Origin of the sequence: Amnibacterium sp., assembly GCF_036559085.1 — a bacterium.
Classification (GTDB): Bacteria; Actinomycetota; Actinomycetes; order Actinomycetales; family Microbacteriaceae; genus Amnibacterium.
Genome location: NZ_DATBTU010000070.1, coordinates 26,087 through 39,153, shown reverse-complemented (window position 1 = coordinate 39,153; position 13,067 = coordinate 26,087). Strand labels below are relative to the sequence as shown.

Below are 13,067 nucleotides of genomic sequence, written 5' to 3'. Positions count from 1 at the left end.
CGTTCAGCGCGACAGGAAGCGGAGGCGGCGGGGCTGCGTGCGCGTCTCGAGCTCGGCGAAGCGCTGCAGCAGGTCGGGCTGCGCATCGGCGGTCGGGCCCCAGTACTCGGGCGCGTCGAGCAGGCGGACGACGGAGGCGACCTCGTCGGCGGCGAGCACGACGGGCTTCTCGAGCAGGCGGGCGCGGAGCTGCTCCGCGGCGACGACGAGCACGCCGCGAGGCCGCTCCGCGACCTTCAGCCTCGTCCCCGCGCCGGCGACGACCACCGGCTGGACGGGCACGACGCCGAGGTGCTGCGCGGCGAGCAGCCGGCCGACGCGGTCGGCGTCCGCCTCGGCGCCGAGCACGGTCGGCAGCCGGGTGCCGGCGACGGTGACGACGCGGCCGGCGACGGTCATCCGGCGGCCCGGGTGGTGCGCGACGACGACCGGGAACACGCCCGTGGGGCCGACGACCACGTGGTCGAGCACGCCCTCGGTGGGCAGCGGCAGCGAGTGGAAGACGATCCAGCCGGCCGGCAGGAGCGCCAGCTCACCGGCGATCTGCCGCTGGCCCTCCGCGGCGCGGCAGCGGGCGGCGGCGGCGCCCTCGGCCGGCTCACCGGCGAGCGCTTCCTCGATCAGCGTCTGCGCGGGGATGCGGTCGCGCATCCGGATCGGGGCGGTGGTGGTCGTCATGGCACCGCACTGAACCAGAGCCGTCGGCCGCCCGGCACTCCCAGAAGGGGCGCCCCGCGAACGGTGGCGACCCGTTCGCGGGTCAGAACCAGACGCTCAGCCAGGGCGTCACGGGCGAGGCCATCAGCCGGTCCACCGCGACGGCGTCGCCGGGGCGGCGCCCGCGGATGCGGCCGGCCGCGGCGAGGGTCGCGGCACGCACGCCGCCCGGCAGGAGCGAGCCGAGGGCCGCGGCGTCGAGCGCGATCTCGGGGACGTCGTCGGCCGACGTCGCGTCCCGGCTGACGGAGGAGGATCCGGATGCGTCGACCTCGAGCAGGAACCGGCCCGCGGCGAAGCCGTCGTCGTCGGCCACGTCGAGCACCGCTCGGCCAGGGCCGGCGTAGGTGCGCCCGGACAGGGCGGCGACGGGGTCGAGCACGCGGATCCACAGGTGGTCGTTCACCGCCGCGGTGCGGATCGCCCGCTGGTCGTCGACCTGCCAGCGCAGCGGCTCGTCGGTCGAGCGGAGGGGCGCCCGCACCTCGCCGATGAGGTCGAGCTCGAGCAGGAACCGCCAGAGCGCGGCGTACGCGTCGTCGGTCGCCGCCGCGAGGTGGTGCACGTCCACCCGGCTGTCCGAGGAGTCGTCCTCGGCCTCGATCGCGGTGTACGAGAGGTACCCCTGCGCGACGCCGGCCTCGTCGTCGTAGCGCACGAAGCGGTGGGCGCGCATCGCCGCGTCGTCGGAGAGCCGCCCGAACAGGCGGGTGAGCAGCAGGCCGGACAGGCCGACGCCACCCGGCGAGCGCAGCCGCGCGCGTTCGAAGATCGCCGGGGCGTCGGCGAGCATCCGCTCCCGGCTCACGAGATGGAGGCGACCCGGGGCGTCGGGGCCGGTCCAGCGGATCCGCCGGCTGTCGACCCGCAGATCGGCGACCGAGGTCGCCGGGCCGAAGCCGTAGCGGCTGTAGATCGTCGCCTCGGAGACGGTGATCACGGCGAGCGGGAGCCCTGCCGCCGCGGCGGTGCGCAGCTCCGCGCCGAGCATCGCGCGGGCGATCCCCCGGCGCCGGTGGGTCGGCGCCACGGTCACCGCGCTGATCGCCCAGGCCGGCACGTCTCCGCCCGGCAGCGAGACCGGCACGGGCCACGCGTCGATGGTGGCGATCGGCGAAGCCGGCTCGGCGGTGCCGTCGTCGTAGATCCCGATCGCACGCCGCTCGTGGAAGTCGGCGACGACCTCGGCGTGCTCGGCGTCGGTGTTCACCGGATCGAGGAAGCCGCGCGCGACGGCCTCCCGCCAGTGCCGCAGGGCGACGTCGTCCGTCCGGTCGACCAGCACCATCCGCAGACCCCGCTCCGCGAGTCGGTCGGCGGCGTCGGCATCGACGGGTGCGTGCAGGGCGTCGGGCATGCCTCCCACGCTAGGGCGCACCCCATGGGAGCCGCGTATTCCTGCGGCGGACGCCTCGCTTCGCAAGGAATCGCCGCTGTTCGCGCGGATCCATCAGGGGCGCCGCCGTACCGTTGACGGCATGGCGCTCTCCGAGACGCCGCGGATGCGACGAGGCACCGCGGCAGCAGGCGCGGACGCGATCCGTCCGGCCGGGATCCACCGCTCCGCCCTCGACCTGTTCTCGATCGGGATCGGGCCGTCGAGCTCCCACACCGTCGGCCCGATGCGGGCCGCGAACGACTTCGGCCGGCGGATCGCGGATGCGGGCGGCGCCGCCCGCGTGCGCATCCGCCTCCTCGGCTCGCTCGGCGCGACGGGCATCGGCCACGGCACGCCCGACGCCGTCGTCGCGGGCCTCGCCGGCCTCGAGCCGGAGACCTGCGACCCGGCCGCGGTGCGCGGCTGCTGGCAGGCGCTCGGCAGCGGTGGCACGGTGCGGATCGGCGGCGCCGACGTGACCATGGCGATGGGCGACGTCGAGCTCGCGCCGCTGACCCGCCTCCCCCGGCATCCGAACGCGATGCGCTGCATCGCCCTCGACGCCGACGGCGAGGTCGTCGCCGACGAGACCTACTACTCGGTGGGTGGCGGCTTCATCGAGCGTGAGGGCGGGACGCCGGTCGGCACGCCCGAGGTCGCGTTCCCGTTCCCGTACGTCAGCGGCGCCGAGCTGCTCGCCTTCTGCGCGGCGACCGGACACGACATCGCCCGGATCGCGCTCGGCAACGAGTGCGCGCTCCGTCCCGAGGCCGCGGTGCTCGCGGGCCTGGACACGATCTGGGCGGCGATGGCCGACTGCATCCGGGCCGGCCTGACGACCCATGGGGTGCTGCCTGGCGGCCTGCACGTGCCGCGCCGAGCCCCGGCGGTGGCCGCGCAGCTCGAGGCGGCCGGCCCCGGGTCCCGGCACGCCTCCGACTGGCTCGACACCTACGCCCTCGCGGTGAACGAGGAGAACGCGGCGGGCGGCCGCGTCGTGACCGCGCCGACGAACGGCGCGGCCGGGATCATCCCCGCGGTGCTGCAGTACGCGCTCGACGGCATGCCCGCCGAGGCCCACCGTGCGGCCGTGCACACGTTCCTGCTCACCGCCACCGCGGTCGGGTCGCTCTACGCGGCGAACGCGTCGATCAGCGGCGCCGAGTCGGGCTGCCAGGGCGAGGTCGGGTCCGCCTCCTCGATGGCGGCGGGGGGCCTCTGCGCCGTGCTCGGCGGCACGCCCTCCCAGGTGGAGAACGCGGCCGAGATCGCGATGGAGCACAACCTCGGCCTCACCTGCGACCCGGTCGGCGGTCTGGTGCAGATCCCGTGCATCGAGCGCAACGCGGTCGGGGCGTCGAAGGCGGTCACGGCCGCGCGGATGGCGCTGCACGGCGACGGCAGCCACCTCGTCTCGCTCGACACCGTGATCGAGACGATGCGCCAGACCGGCGTCGACATGAGCGCGAAGTACAAGGAGACCTCCACGGGCGGCCTCGCCGTCAACGTCGTGGAGTGCTGACCGCGCTCCCCGCTTGCTTCTCGTGTCCCGCCCGTAGGCATCCGACCCGGGCGTGGGCCGGATGGCGGCATCTCGGCCTACACCCGGCACGCTCCCCTACGTCCGGCACGGTGTCGCGAACGGAGGACTCCGTCGCGGACGGAGGATCGGATGCGGCCCGTCGTCCTCCGCTGTCCACCCACTCCTCCGTTCGCGACCGGCGTCCTCGCGGCCGCCCCCCGTCCCGGCTGTAGGCATCCGTCCCGGCCGTAGGCCGGACCGCGGCGTGTCGGCCTACCCCCGGCACTATTTCCTACGCCCGGCACACGGATCGGGGCGGATGCACGCGCCGGCGCGCGTTCGGAGCCGCGGCGGCGGCCGAGGGGCCATCGCCTCCACCCAGAACGGGGGCGATCCGGGCCCGACACCCCCTCCGGCGCTGGCGGCGGAACCGGGCGGATCCCTAGCCTTCCGGACATGACGCTGATCGACTCGGTGCTGAACGTGCCGCTGCGCATCGCCATCGCGATGCTGTCCGGCCGCTTCCTCCGGTCCGAGACGCGTCCCGAGCACCTCATCGACCTCGCCTACGGCAACGAGTCCCTCCGGGTGCTCGTCGTCGGTGCCGGCCTCGCCGCGGGCTACGGCGCCCGCACCCAGTCCCGTGCGCTGCCCGGCCAGCTGGCGATGGCGCTGTCCTCGCGCTCCGGCCGCGGCGTGGTCGTGCAGACCCGCGCGCAGCCGTTCCTGCCGCTCCGCGACACCATCGAGCTGCTCGAGCCGCAGGGCGGCCGCGGCTACGACCTCGTCGTGTTCGCGCCGGGCTTCACCGAGATGACCCGAGCGTCGTCCTTCCGGTGGCGCAAGGAGCTCTTCGAGCTCGTGCTCTACCTGAACCGCACCCTGCCAGACCGCGGCCGGATCGTGCTCGCCGGCCTCCCGGAGCCGCGCAAGCGCGGCGTGCTCGAGTGGGTCGGCCGCCGCGGCATCGACGCCGCGAACGCCGTCATGACCGACGTCGCCTTCTCGGTGCCGCGGGCCGTGTTCGTTCCGACGCCGCCGTTCAGCACGCTGAAGCCGTCCGGCGGCAGCTTCGACGAGCGCTACTACGTGCGCTGCGCCGAGACGATCGTCGAAGCCGTGCTCCCGGAGCTGCGGCCGGCGCCCGTCACCTCCTCCGCGCGCCGCTGAGGCGCCCGCGCCGGCTGGGACCGGCGCTCGCGCACCGCGGCTGGCCTCCGGGAACCGGCCGCTGACCGCGCGCCTGCCCGCTTCGAACGCATACCGCGAGAAGAATGGACGGGTCCGAAGGGGGGTCCGGATGTCCGGAGCGCGCGTGCGGCTCGGTGAGCTGCTCGACGACCGCTACCGCCTCGACGCGATCGCAGGCCGTGGCGGCATCGGCGTCGTGCACCGCGCCGCCGACACCCGCACCGGCGACGCGGTGCAGGTCACGGTGCTCTACGCGCGCATCCGCGCCGTGTTCCAGGCGGATGCCGCGCCCCGGATGCTCCACGCCGTGGCCGGCCTGCCGGACGACCTGCTCGCCGTGCCCCTCGCCGTGGGCGCCGACCCCGTGCCCGCGCTCGTCACGGCGCCGGTCGAGGGCCGGTCCCTGGCCGCGGTCGTCGCGGAGCAGCCGCTCGGCGAGGCCGTCGTCGCGGCCCTCGGCGCGCGGCTCGCCGAGGCGCTCGGCTTGCTCCACGGGCGGGGCCTCGTCCACGGCCTCCTGCGTCCCACCGCCGTGGCGCTCCGCCGCGAGGACGGGCGACCGCTGCTGCTCGACGTCGGCGTCACCGCACTGCTCACCCCGCAGCACTTCACCGCCTTCGAGCGCCTCATCGGCACCGCCGCCTACGTCAGTCCGGAGCAGGTCTGGAACGACCCCGCGGGCCCTGCCGCCGACGTCTACGCCCTCGGGCTGCTGCTGATCGAGGCACTCACCGGCACGCCGGCGTTCCCCGGGACCTCGGCGAGCGACGCGGTCGGCCGCACCCTCACCGCTCCCGCCGTCCCGGACGGCATCGACCCCGGGCTCGCCGCACTCCTCGCCCGGATGACCGCCTTCCGCCCGGAGGACCGCCCGAGCGCCGTCGATGCGGCCGATGACCTCGGACGGCTCGCCGCACCTGCTGCGGCTGCCACTCCGCCCGAGCCCGAGACGCTGCCGGTGGCCGTCGCCCCGCCGCCGACCATCCCGCTCGAGGCCCCGCTGGTGCCGGCACCGCCTCCGGCTGCATCGGTCCCGCCGCACCCCGCGCCGGCGCGCCGCCCGCGCCGTCGGCGCTCGGGGGTGCTCGTGGTGACGGCGCTCGCGCTCGTCGCCTGCGCCCTGACCGCCGGCGGATCCGCCACCCCCGCCGAGCGGACCGCCCTGCGCAGCCCGGTCGCGACGGCCGGGGAGGGCCGGCGGATCAGCGCCGAGCACGCCGGGGCGCCGCCCACGGCGCCGATGCCGATCGCGACGGCCACGCCGACGCAGTCCCCGCACCGATCGGTCGCCCCGCCGGTGAGCGCCGCCGCACCCGCACCCGCACCCGTCGACCCGGCTCCCGAGGCCACCACGCCAAGCCGCCCGCGGCCATCCGCCTCCGCGACCCCGTCCGCGAAGCCGACCGCGACCGCGAAGCCGTCGCCGAAGCCGACGCTCACGCCGACTGCGACCCCGGCCCCGACGGCCACGGCGACACCCACGCCGGCGACCACGACGCCCGCGCCGACCCCGCAGGCGACCGCGGGCTGACGGTCAGCGCGAGGCGGCCAGCAGCTCCGCGCGCTCGACGAACCGGGTGAGCAGCAGCCGCGGCAGCGTGACCTCGGCGCCGTGCACGGCAGCCGCGATCTCGTCGAACTCCTCGGGCGGGAAGTAGCCGTAGGACTGGTACGCCCGAGCCCGCGCGGTGAACTCCGTCGTCGTCGGCTCGGGATGGAACTGGCTCGCCAGCACCTCCCCCACCCGGTACAGCTGCACCGGCGAGACGTCGTTCGTCGCGAGCAGCACCGAGCCCGGCGGGGGCTCCGGCGCGGACTCCTTGTGCCCGGTCAGCACCCGGAAGCGCTGGGGCAGCACCCCGGCGACCGGATCCGCGACGCCCGCGCCCGTGAGGCGGTCCTCGACGGCGGAGACCCGCTCGGGATGCGTGCGATCGACCGTGCCGCCGAGCAGCCGGGTGACGAGGCCGATCCCGTAGCAGGTGAAGAACGCCGGCCGGTCGCGCTCGAGGGCGCCGGCCGCGATCGTGGTGAGGCGCTCCTCCGCCGCGCGCTGCGCATCCGACTTGCCGGCCTCGGCGTCGGAGACGTTGAACGGGCTGCCGCCGGCGAGGAAGCCGGCGTAGCGGTCGAAGACGTCGGACGGCAGCGGATCGACGTCCACCCGGAGCGTGTCGAGGCGGTCGCCGAGGCCGGTCGCGGCGCGCATCGAGGCGGCCTCCTGCTCCCGGGGCACGGCTTCGGGACGCACCTGCAGCAGCAGGAACCGGGTCGCCGACGCCATGTCGCGAGGCTACCCGAGGGGGCCTGCACGACCCGTTGACCGCGGGATGGGCCCCGGCTAGGTTGACGCCGACGCGGCAGGAGGCCCGACGGCGATGACGGCGAAGCCCCTCTCCCCCGACCAGCTGCCGGAGGGGTGGACGGACGGCGCGGCCGAGTACGACACCTGGTTCGCGCCCGTCACCTCGCGGTTCGCAGGCGACGCCGTCGCCCTGCTCGGGATCGGGTCAGGGGACCGCGTGCTCGACGTCGCGGCCGGCACCGGCGCGTTCACGCTCGCTGCCGCGGCGGCCGGCGCCACGGTGCTCGCCATCGACTTCGCGGACGGGATGGTGGACCTGCTGTCCGCGAAGATCGCCGCCACCGGCGTCGATGCGACCGCCGCCCGGATGGACGGACAGGCGCTCGACCTGGCGGACGGGAGCTTCGATGCGGCGGGATCGCTCTTCGGCCTGATGTTCTTCCCCGACATGGACGCCGGCGTGCGCGAGATGGCGCGCGTCGTGCGGCCCGGCGGCCGGGTGGTCATCGGCGTCTGGCATCGGGCGGGCTTCACCCTGCCGACGACCGTGATGCGCGCGCTCCGCACCGTGGTGCCCGGCATGGCGCCGCCGCAGCGGGAGTTCGCGCCCTTCCGCCTGGCGGATCCGGAGGCCGTGGGCGACCTGCTGACCCGGTGCGGGCTGCGGGACGTGCGCGTCCAGGTCGCGACGCACGTCGCGGAGATCCCCGACCCGGCCGGCATGTTCCGTGCCGCGCCGCGGTGGTCGCAGCCGCTCCGCCCCGCCTTCGACGCGCTCACCGGCGAGCAGCGGGAGCGTGCCGCGCGGGCGTTCGCGGACCTCATCACCGATGGCGACGATCGCGTCGGGCGGCTGCCGGGCAGCGCGGTCCTCGGTGTCGGCACGGTCTGAGCGGCGCCGCGCTCAGACCCCGGCGCAGACGAACGAGGTCGGCGGCCCGGCGAGTGCCAGGGCCTCGGCCGGCGACCGACCCGACCGCAGGTGCGCGTGCAGGGCCGCCAGGGTCTCGCAGGCCTCGTCGTCGCCGACGGCGGATGCGGAAGCGATCACGCTCCTGGCACCCGCATGCAGCCACGCCCGGGCGAGGCCGGTGGTCTCCTGCCCCCATCGTGTGCCGGCCCGGCCGACATCGCAGGCGGAGAGCACGACGACCGCCGGCACCCGCGGCAGCCGCTCGACGTCGTAGCCGAACCAGGGCCCGTCGGCGAGCTCGACCGCGGAGAGCAGGGGCTGCTCGGGGCTGTGGCGGCCATGGGCGGAGCAGTGCAGCACATCCGCCTCCGCCGCGGCGCCCGCCGCGGCCGCGCAGCTCGCGCCGTCGCCCTGCAGCGCCACCGCTCCCGGCCAGTGTGCCGCCGCGCGGGCCACCTCCTCGGCGGCGCGCGGCACGTCCGGGCCCGCGACGAAGGCCGCGGCCGAGAGCGGTGCGGGGGTCATCGCCGACCAGCGGGACAGCGAGGTCGCGACCGTGAGCGGGCGGCCGCCGAGGCCCGGCAGCATCGCCCATGGGATCGGGGCGAGCAGGCCCGGGACGGAGAGCACGACCGGTCCCTCCGCGGGCAGTCCCAACGGGCCGACGAGCCGCCCGGCGAGGCGGCCGAGGCGATCCGACAGGGAGGCTCGCACCGCCTCGGCCAGGCGCTCGGGCAGTCGCGCAGCGGCGAGGTCCAGGTCGGCCTGCAGGCCGTCGAGCAGATCGGCGAGCGGCGCGGAGGCGCCGAGTGCGACGCAGCGGGCATCGCCCGCACCGAGAACGACGGCATCCGCCCGGTCCGGGGTCCAGGTCATGGCGACGGCGACGCCTCCGGTCACGGCGAGGCGTGCCTGGACGACGTCGAGCGGCACGATCGGGGCCGTCCGCCCGCCCCGGGCGCGCCACGCCAGGTCCTGCAGCTGCCGGACGAGCTCGCCCTCCCGCTTCGGATCGGCCGACCCCATCGCCCGCAGCCGTCGCAGCTCCGCCACGGCGTGGGACACGGCCGGATCCTGCGGAGGCTTCAGGGGCGGGATGCGGGCGGCGAGGCTGCGCGCGCGCTCCGACCAGGCGTAGACGAGCGCCGGGTCGTGCCGCTGCACCGCGACGGCCGTCCCCGCCTGCAGCAGCGGGCGGGCGTGCAGCACGAGGCTGGTGGCCAGGTCGACGCTGCCGAGCACCGCCTGCGCAGCGGTGAGCTGGTCGAGCCCCGCCGCCGCCGCGGCGAGCGCGTCCGCGGGCCGGCCCCGCCGGAGGGCGAGCTCGACGCGCGCCTCGCTGAGCCGCAGCCGCACGGGGACGGGTGCGGTGCGGCCGATCCGGATGCGGTCGAGCGCGTCCGTCTCGCCGCGCCGGATGCGGAGCCGGGCCGCCGCGATCGTGAGTCGCTGGGCGTCGTCCTTCCCTCCGGAGCGGCGGAGACGCTCGGCCGTCGCCTCGAGCAGCGGAGGATCGGGGCTGCGGCCGGCCGCCACGTCGGCGAGCAGCGCTGCGGCGTCGGCGCGGAGCGCCCACGTCTCGTTGCCCTGCCGGCGGAACCGGGCGGCGGACGCTCGGGCGATCCGCGCCGCGGCCACCGGATCGCGGAACCGGAGGGTGCGGGCGAGCACCAGCTCCGCCTCCGCGCGCTGCCGCGGAAGGCGCCGGGCGGCCGCGACCTGCACGGCGCCGGCGAGCAGCCCGGCCGCGTCGCCCGGCATCCCTGCGGCGAGCAGCACCTCCGCGCGGTCGAGGTCGCAGACGGCCTCGAGCACCGGGGACGCGGCCGCGAGGACCGGCCGCGCCTCGCCCATCGCGTCGAGCGCGGGGAGCAGCTCCCCCTGCAGGAAGGCGGTGTAGCCCTCGTTGTGCCGCGCCTTCGCCGCGTCGACGGGGAGCCCCGCGCGGGCGAACGCCCGCTGCGCGCGATGGAAGTCCTCCGCCGCGTGGCGCAGATCGCCCTCCTGCAGGTGCACGTCGCCGCGGTTCAGCGCGAGGCGGCCGAGCGCCGCGGGGTCGCTCGGCAGGCGCCGGATCGCCCAGCCGAGGTGCTCGAGCGCGGCCGCGGCGTCGCCGCGCCGCATCTCGATGAGCCCGACCTGGCCGACGAGCACGGCCCTGGTGTACGGCGACAGGCCGGGCCGCTCTGCCGCCTCCCGGCAGCGGCCGAGGGCGGTCGCCGGATCCCCCGACTCCGCCTCGAGGTACGCGCTCGTCCCCGCGATCCGTGCGGCGAGGTCCGGATCGACGGCCAGCCGTGCCGCGGCCGCGAGGTGACGGCGGGCGGAGGCGGTGCGGCCGAGGTTCGAGTCGGCGAGCGCTGCCGCGTACCGCTCGGCGGCGGTGCGGGTCACCGGTGGCGCAGCGGCGTGAGCGCCTCGAGCGCCTGCCACGCCCGATCCCGCGCGGCGGCGCCCGGCTCCCCCGCGGCCGGGAGCGCCGGCTCGAGCGCCGCGGCGAGGCGGCCGGCGAGCACGGGTGCCGCGAAGGACGTGCCGCTCCAGACCGCGAAGCCGCCGGTGAAGTCGTCCGGATCGATGGCGGCGCGCTCGTGGCCGTCCCACTGCAGCCCTGCGCCCGGCAGGTAGCCGCCCTGGAACCCCGTCGGCATGGTGCTCACGACGGCGGCGCCGGGCGCGTACGTCCGCACCCAGGCGCCCCCGTTGCTGAAGAGGGCGACCGTGCTGCCGTCGGGGTTCAGCGCGCCGACCGACACGAGCGGGACCGGATCCGCATCCGGCGCCGGGGCCGTCGACCAGGGGCCGAAGGCGGCCGGGAACATCGGCCGGTCGGTCGCGTCGTTGCCCGCCGAGCACACCACGATCGTGCCGCTGGCGCCGAGCACCGCGAGCAGCTCGGCCATCGTCGGATCGAAGCCCGCCTCGAGCGGCGTCTCGTGGTAGTAGCCGAGCGAGAGGTTGACGACGTCGATCGGCATGCCTCCGGGCTCGTCGTTCGCGTCGCGCGTCACCAGCGTCGCGAGCCGGGTGATCGCTACCAGCAGGTCGCTCTCGGCGATCGAGCCGTCGGGCGCGACGACGCGGCAGGCGTGCACATCGGCGTCGGGGCAGCCCTGGTGCACCAGCCCCGCGATGAAGGTGCCGTGCCCGCTCACCTCGCCGATCGCCCCGTCCTTCGGCCCGGTCAGGCTCGGCCACGCCTCCGGATCCGTCGCCGGATCGGTCGAGCCGACCGGCACGCCGTCGCACGCGAGGTCGCAGCGGACGACGCCGTCGAGCCAGGGATGGGCGCCGCAGCCGGTGTCGAGCGTCACCACGACCGGCCGCCGGCGCCCGCCGCGCTCCTCGTCCGTGCGGCGCAGGGGGCGGGGGCCGGTCCAGCCGACCGGCTGCCGCCCGCCGGTGCCGGCGAAGGCATACGAGTCGATCGGCGATCCGCCGTACGCCCCGAACGGGTTCGTGCCATGGAACGGGTTGGTCCCGTGGAAGGGGTTGGTCCCGTGGAACGGATCCGGATCGACGCCCGTGAGGGTGAGCACGTGGTCCAGCCCGACCCCGGGCAGCTGCCCGTGCCGGGCGGCGCGCGTCGCCTCGAGCACCGCCCACGCGTCCGGCACGGCCGCGCCCTCGGCCGGCGGCCCGATCCGGTAGCGGCGGACGGAGAGCACGCCCTCCGGGGTCCGCAGGCGGTCACGACGGCGCATCCGCGTCGGGGCAGGCTCCTCCAGCACCACGTCGGTGAAGTCGGGATCGGGCTCGATCGTCCAGCCCCCCGGCCCGGATCCCGCCTTCCGCAGCACGTCGATCGTGTCGTGGAGGTCCGCGAGCCCGGTCACGAGCAGCCGATCGGGCAGGTATCCGGTGGAGTAGGTGGGTCCGCCGGCCCGGCCGGGTCCCGAGGGAGGGAGCCGGCGTGCGCGGGAGAGCGGCAGCTGCTGCTGCGCCGCCCAGTCGAGGGCATCGCGGTGCTCGGCCATGGGTGGTCCTTCCATCAGAGCGGGAACGCGGGCGTGCGCAGGCGGCGGACGGCCCCGGCGATCCGCACGGTGAGGTCGAGCACGGCGTCGCCGGCGGGGACCGAGGTGAGCGCGAACCGTCCGGTCTCGCCGACCGGCGCCTCGCCGCGGAAGGTGCCGACAGCGAGGGTCACGGCGCCGCGCGCGGCGGGGGCGATCCACCCGTCGATCCGGCGCCGGCCGTCGGGCGTGCGGCCGATGCTGAGCAGCAGGTCGATGCCGTCGCCCGCGAAGGTGCGGGTGTCGCCGCCGACCGCGCGCACGCCGTCGAGCACGTCGGACTCGGCGAGGAGGGCGAGCAGCTCCGCGTCGTCGTCGAGCTCGGGCGCGAGCCGCAGCAGCACGTCGTCGACGAGGCCGGGCGGTGGCGGGTCGATCGCCCGCCACATCGCCCGCAGGTCCGCGAGGAGGTCGTCGTCGCTCATGCCGGACCTGCCGAGAGCGCGATGCGGAGCTTGTCGAGGCAGCGGGCACGAGTGGGCCCGATGCTGCCGACCGGCATCCCGAGCCGGGCGGAGATCCGCGCGTAGTCGGGGTGCTCCTCGAACGCGACGACGCGCAGCAGCTCCTGGCAGCGTTCGGTGAGGGTGCGTACCGCGGCCCAGAGGCGCCGGTGCTCGTCGTGCGCCACCACCTGCTCGTCGGGGCCGGGCCCGGCGGCGGGCGCCGCCTCCAGCATCCCGTCCGGCAGCACGACGTCCCGCGTCGCCCGGGCGCGCCGCAGGGCCTCGCGGCGGACGGTGGTGATGAGCCACGCCGCCACCGCCGCCGGGTCGGAGATCGTGTGCGCCCGCCGCACGAGGGCGAGCCACGCGGCCTGCACCGCGTCCGCGGCGTCCTCCGCGTCGAGGCGCGACGCCCGCGCGATCTGCCAGAGCACCGGCGTCAGGAGCGTCACGAGCTCGTCCATCGCCTCCGGCCGCCCGTCGTACCAGGCGGAGAACGCGCGCGCGGCGCGGTCCCACAGGCCGTCACCGGCCTGTGGGATCGACACGCCGCGTGGCGCGGACATGGCGCCCATCATC

General features: G+C 76.6%; 11 protein-coding genes. 4 read left to right on the top strand and 7 right to left on the bottom strand.

The window, feature by feature from the left end:
* Window positions 1–3: 3 nt before the first annotated feature.
* Window positions 4–678, bottom strand: a complete 675-nt coding sequence (locus VIG76_RS12735; RefSeq protein WP_331954720.1) for a nuclease-related domain-containing protein — start codon at window positions 676–678, stop codon at window positions 4–6.
* 82 nt (window positions 679–760) lie between these two features.
* Window positions 761–2,074, bottom strand: a complete 1,314-nt coding sequence (locus VIG76_RS12730) for a GNAT family N-acetyltransferase (protein ID WP_331954718.1) — start codon at window positions 2,072–2,074, stop codon at window positions 761–763.
* 145 nt (window positions 2,075–2,219) lie between these two features.
* On the opposite strand from VIG76_RS12730, the gene VIG76_RS12725 reads away from it, so the two are divergent.
* From VIG76_RS12725 to VIG76_RS12715, 3 genes are all read left to right on the top strand, one after another.
* A complete protein-coding gene (locus VIG76_RS12725) occupies window positions 2,220–3,617 on the top strand; it encodes an L-serine ammonia-lyase (RefSeq protein ID WP_331954823.1) in 1,398 nt (465 codons plus the stop codon).
* Window positions 3,618–4,073: 456 nt separating this feature from the next.
* Window positions 4,074–4,787 carry an SGNH/GDSL hydrolase family protein gene (locus VIG76_RS12720; protein WP_331954716.1) on the top strand — a complete coding sequence of 238 codons (714 nt, stop codon included), beginning with the start codon at window positions 4,074–4,076 and terminating at the stop codon, window positions 4,785–4,787.
* Between the two features lie 130 nt (window positions 4,788–4,917).
* A complete protein-coding gene (locus tag VIG76_RS12715; RefSeq protein WP_331954714.1) occupies window positions 4,918–6,339 on the top strand; it encodes a serine/threonine-protein kinase in 1,422 nt (473 codons plus the stop codon).
* A 3-nt stretch (window positions 6,340–6,342) separates the two neighbouring features.
* Here VIG76_RS12715 and VIG76_RS12710 read toward each other — a convergent pair whose 3' ends face one another.
* On the bottom strand, window positions 6,343–7,092 hold the full coding sequence (locus tag VIG76_RS12710; protein WP_331954712.1) for a glutamine amidotransferase-related protein: 750 nt from the start codon (window positions 7,090–7,092) through the stop codon (window positions 6,343–6,345).
* A 94-nt stretch (window positions 7,093–7,186) separates the two neighbouring features.
* Between VIG76_RS12710 and VIG76_RS12705 the strand changes: the two genes are divergently transcribed.
* The gene (locus VIG76_RS12705; RefSeq protein WP_331954710.1) at window positions 7,187–8,005 is read left to right on the top strand and encodes a class I SAM-dependent methyltransferase; all 819 of its coding nucleotides are present in this window, start codon (window positions 7,187–7,189) and stop codon (window positions 8,003–8,005) included.
* A 12-nt stretch (window positions 8,006–8,017) separates the two neighbouring features.
* Here the strand turns inward: VIG76_RS12705 and VIG76_RS12700 are convergent, their stop codons facing one another.
* From VIG76_RS12700 to VIG76_RS12685, 4 genes are read right to left on the bottom strand one after another with little or no spacing between them, the layout of a single operon-like run.
* Window positions 8,018–10,420 (bottom strand): CHAT domain-containing protein, encoded by a 2,403-nt coding sequence (locus tag VIG76_RS12700; RefSeq protein ID WP_331954708.1) that lies wholly within the window; start codon window positions 10,418–10,420, stop codon window positions 8,018–8,020.
* A complete protein-coding gene (locus tag VIG76_RS12695; RefSeq protein WP_331954706.1) occupies window positions 10,417–12,003 on the bottom strand; it encodes a S8/S53 family peptidase in 1,587 nt (528 codons plus the stop codon). Before VIG76_RS12695 ends, VIG76_RS12700 begins: the two co-directional genes overlap by 4 nt.
* A 14-nt stretch (window positions 12,004–12,017) precedes the next feature.
* Window positions 12,018–12,467: a hypothetical protein gene (locus tag VIG76_RS12690; RefSeq protein WP_331954704.1), complete on the bottom strand. Its 450-nt coding sequence runs from the start codon at window positions 12,465–12,467 to the stop codon at window positions 12,018–12,020.
* Entirely contained in the window at window positions 12,464–13,054 is a 591-nt protein-coding gene (locus VIG76_RS12685; protein ID WP_331954702.1) for an RNA polymerase sigma factor, read from the bottom strand. The genes VIG76_RS12690 and VIG76_RS12685 overlap by 4 nt, the downstream gene beginning before the upstream one ends.
* Window positions 13,055–13,067 lie beyond the last annotated feature (13 nt).

Coding starts and splice junctions, on each gene's coding strand:
- VIG76_RS12690 (WP_331954704.1), bottom strand. CDS start 12,467: ATGAGCGACGACGACCTCCTCGCGGACCTGCGGGCGATGTGGCGGGCG.
- VIG76_RS12715 (WP_331954714.1), top strand. CDS start 4,918: ATGTCCGGAGCGCGCGTGCGGCTCGGTGAGCTGCTCGACGACCGCTAC.
- VIG76_RS12695 (WP_331954706.1), bottom strand. CDS start 12,003: ATGGCCGAGCACCGCGATGCCCTCGACTGGGCGGCGCAGCAGCAGCTG.
- VIG76_RS12710 (WP_331954712.1), bottom strand. CDS start 7,092: ATGGCGTCGGCGACCCGGTTCCTGCTGCTGCAGGTGCGTCCCGAAGCC.
- VIG76_RS12705 (WP_331954710.1), top strand. CDS start 7,187: ATGACGGCGAAGCCCCTCTCCCCCGACCAGCTGCCGGAGGGGTGGACG.
- VIG76_RS12685 (WP_331954702.1), bottom strand. CDS start 13,054: ATGTCCGCGCCACGCGGCGTGTCGATCCCACAGGCCGGTGACGGCCTG.
- VIG76_RS12735 (WP_331954720.1), bottom strand. CDS start 678: ATGACGACCACCACCGCCCCGATCCGGATGCGCGACCGCATCCCCGCG.
- VIG76_RS12725 (WP_331954823.1), top strand. CDS start 2,220: ATGCGACGAGGCACCGCGGCAGCAGGCGCGGACGCGATCCGTCCGGCC.
- VIG76_RS12730 (WP_331954718.1), bottom strand. CDS start 2,074: ATGCCCGACGCCCTGCACGCACCCGTCGATGCCGACGCCGCCGACCGA.
- VIG76_RS12720 (WP_331954716.1), top strand. CDS start 4,074: ATGACGCTGATCGACTCGGTGCTGAACGTGCCGCTGCGCATCGCCATC.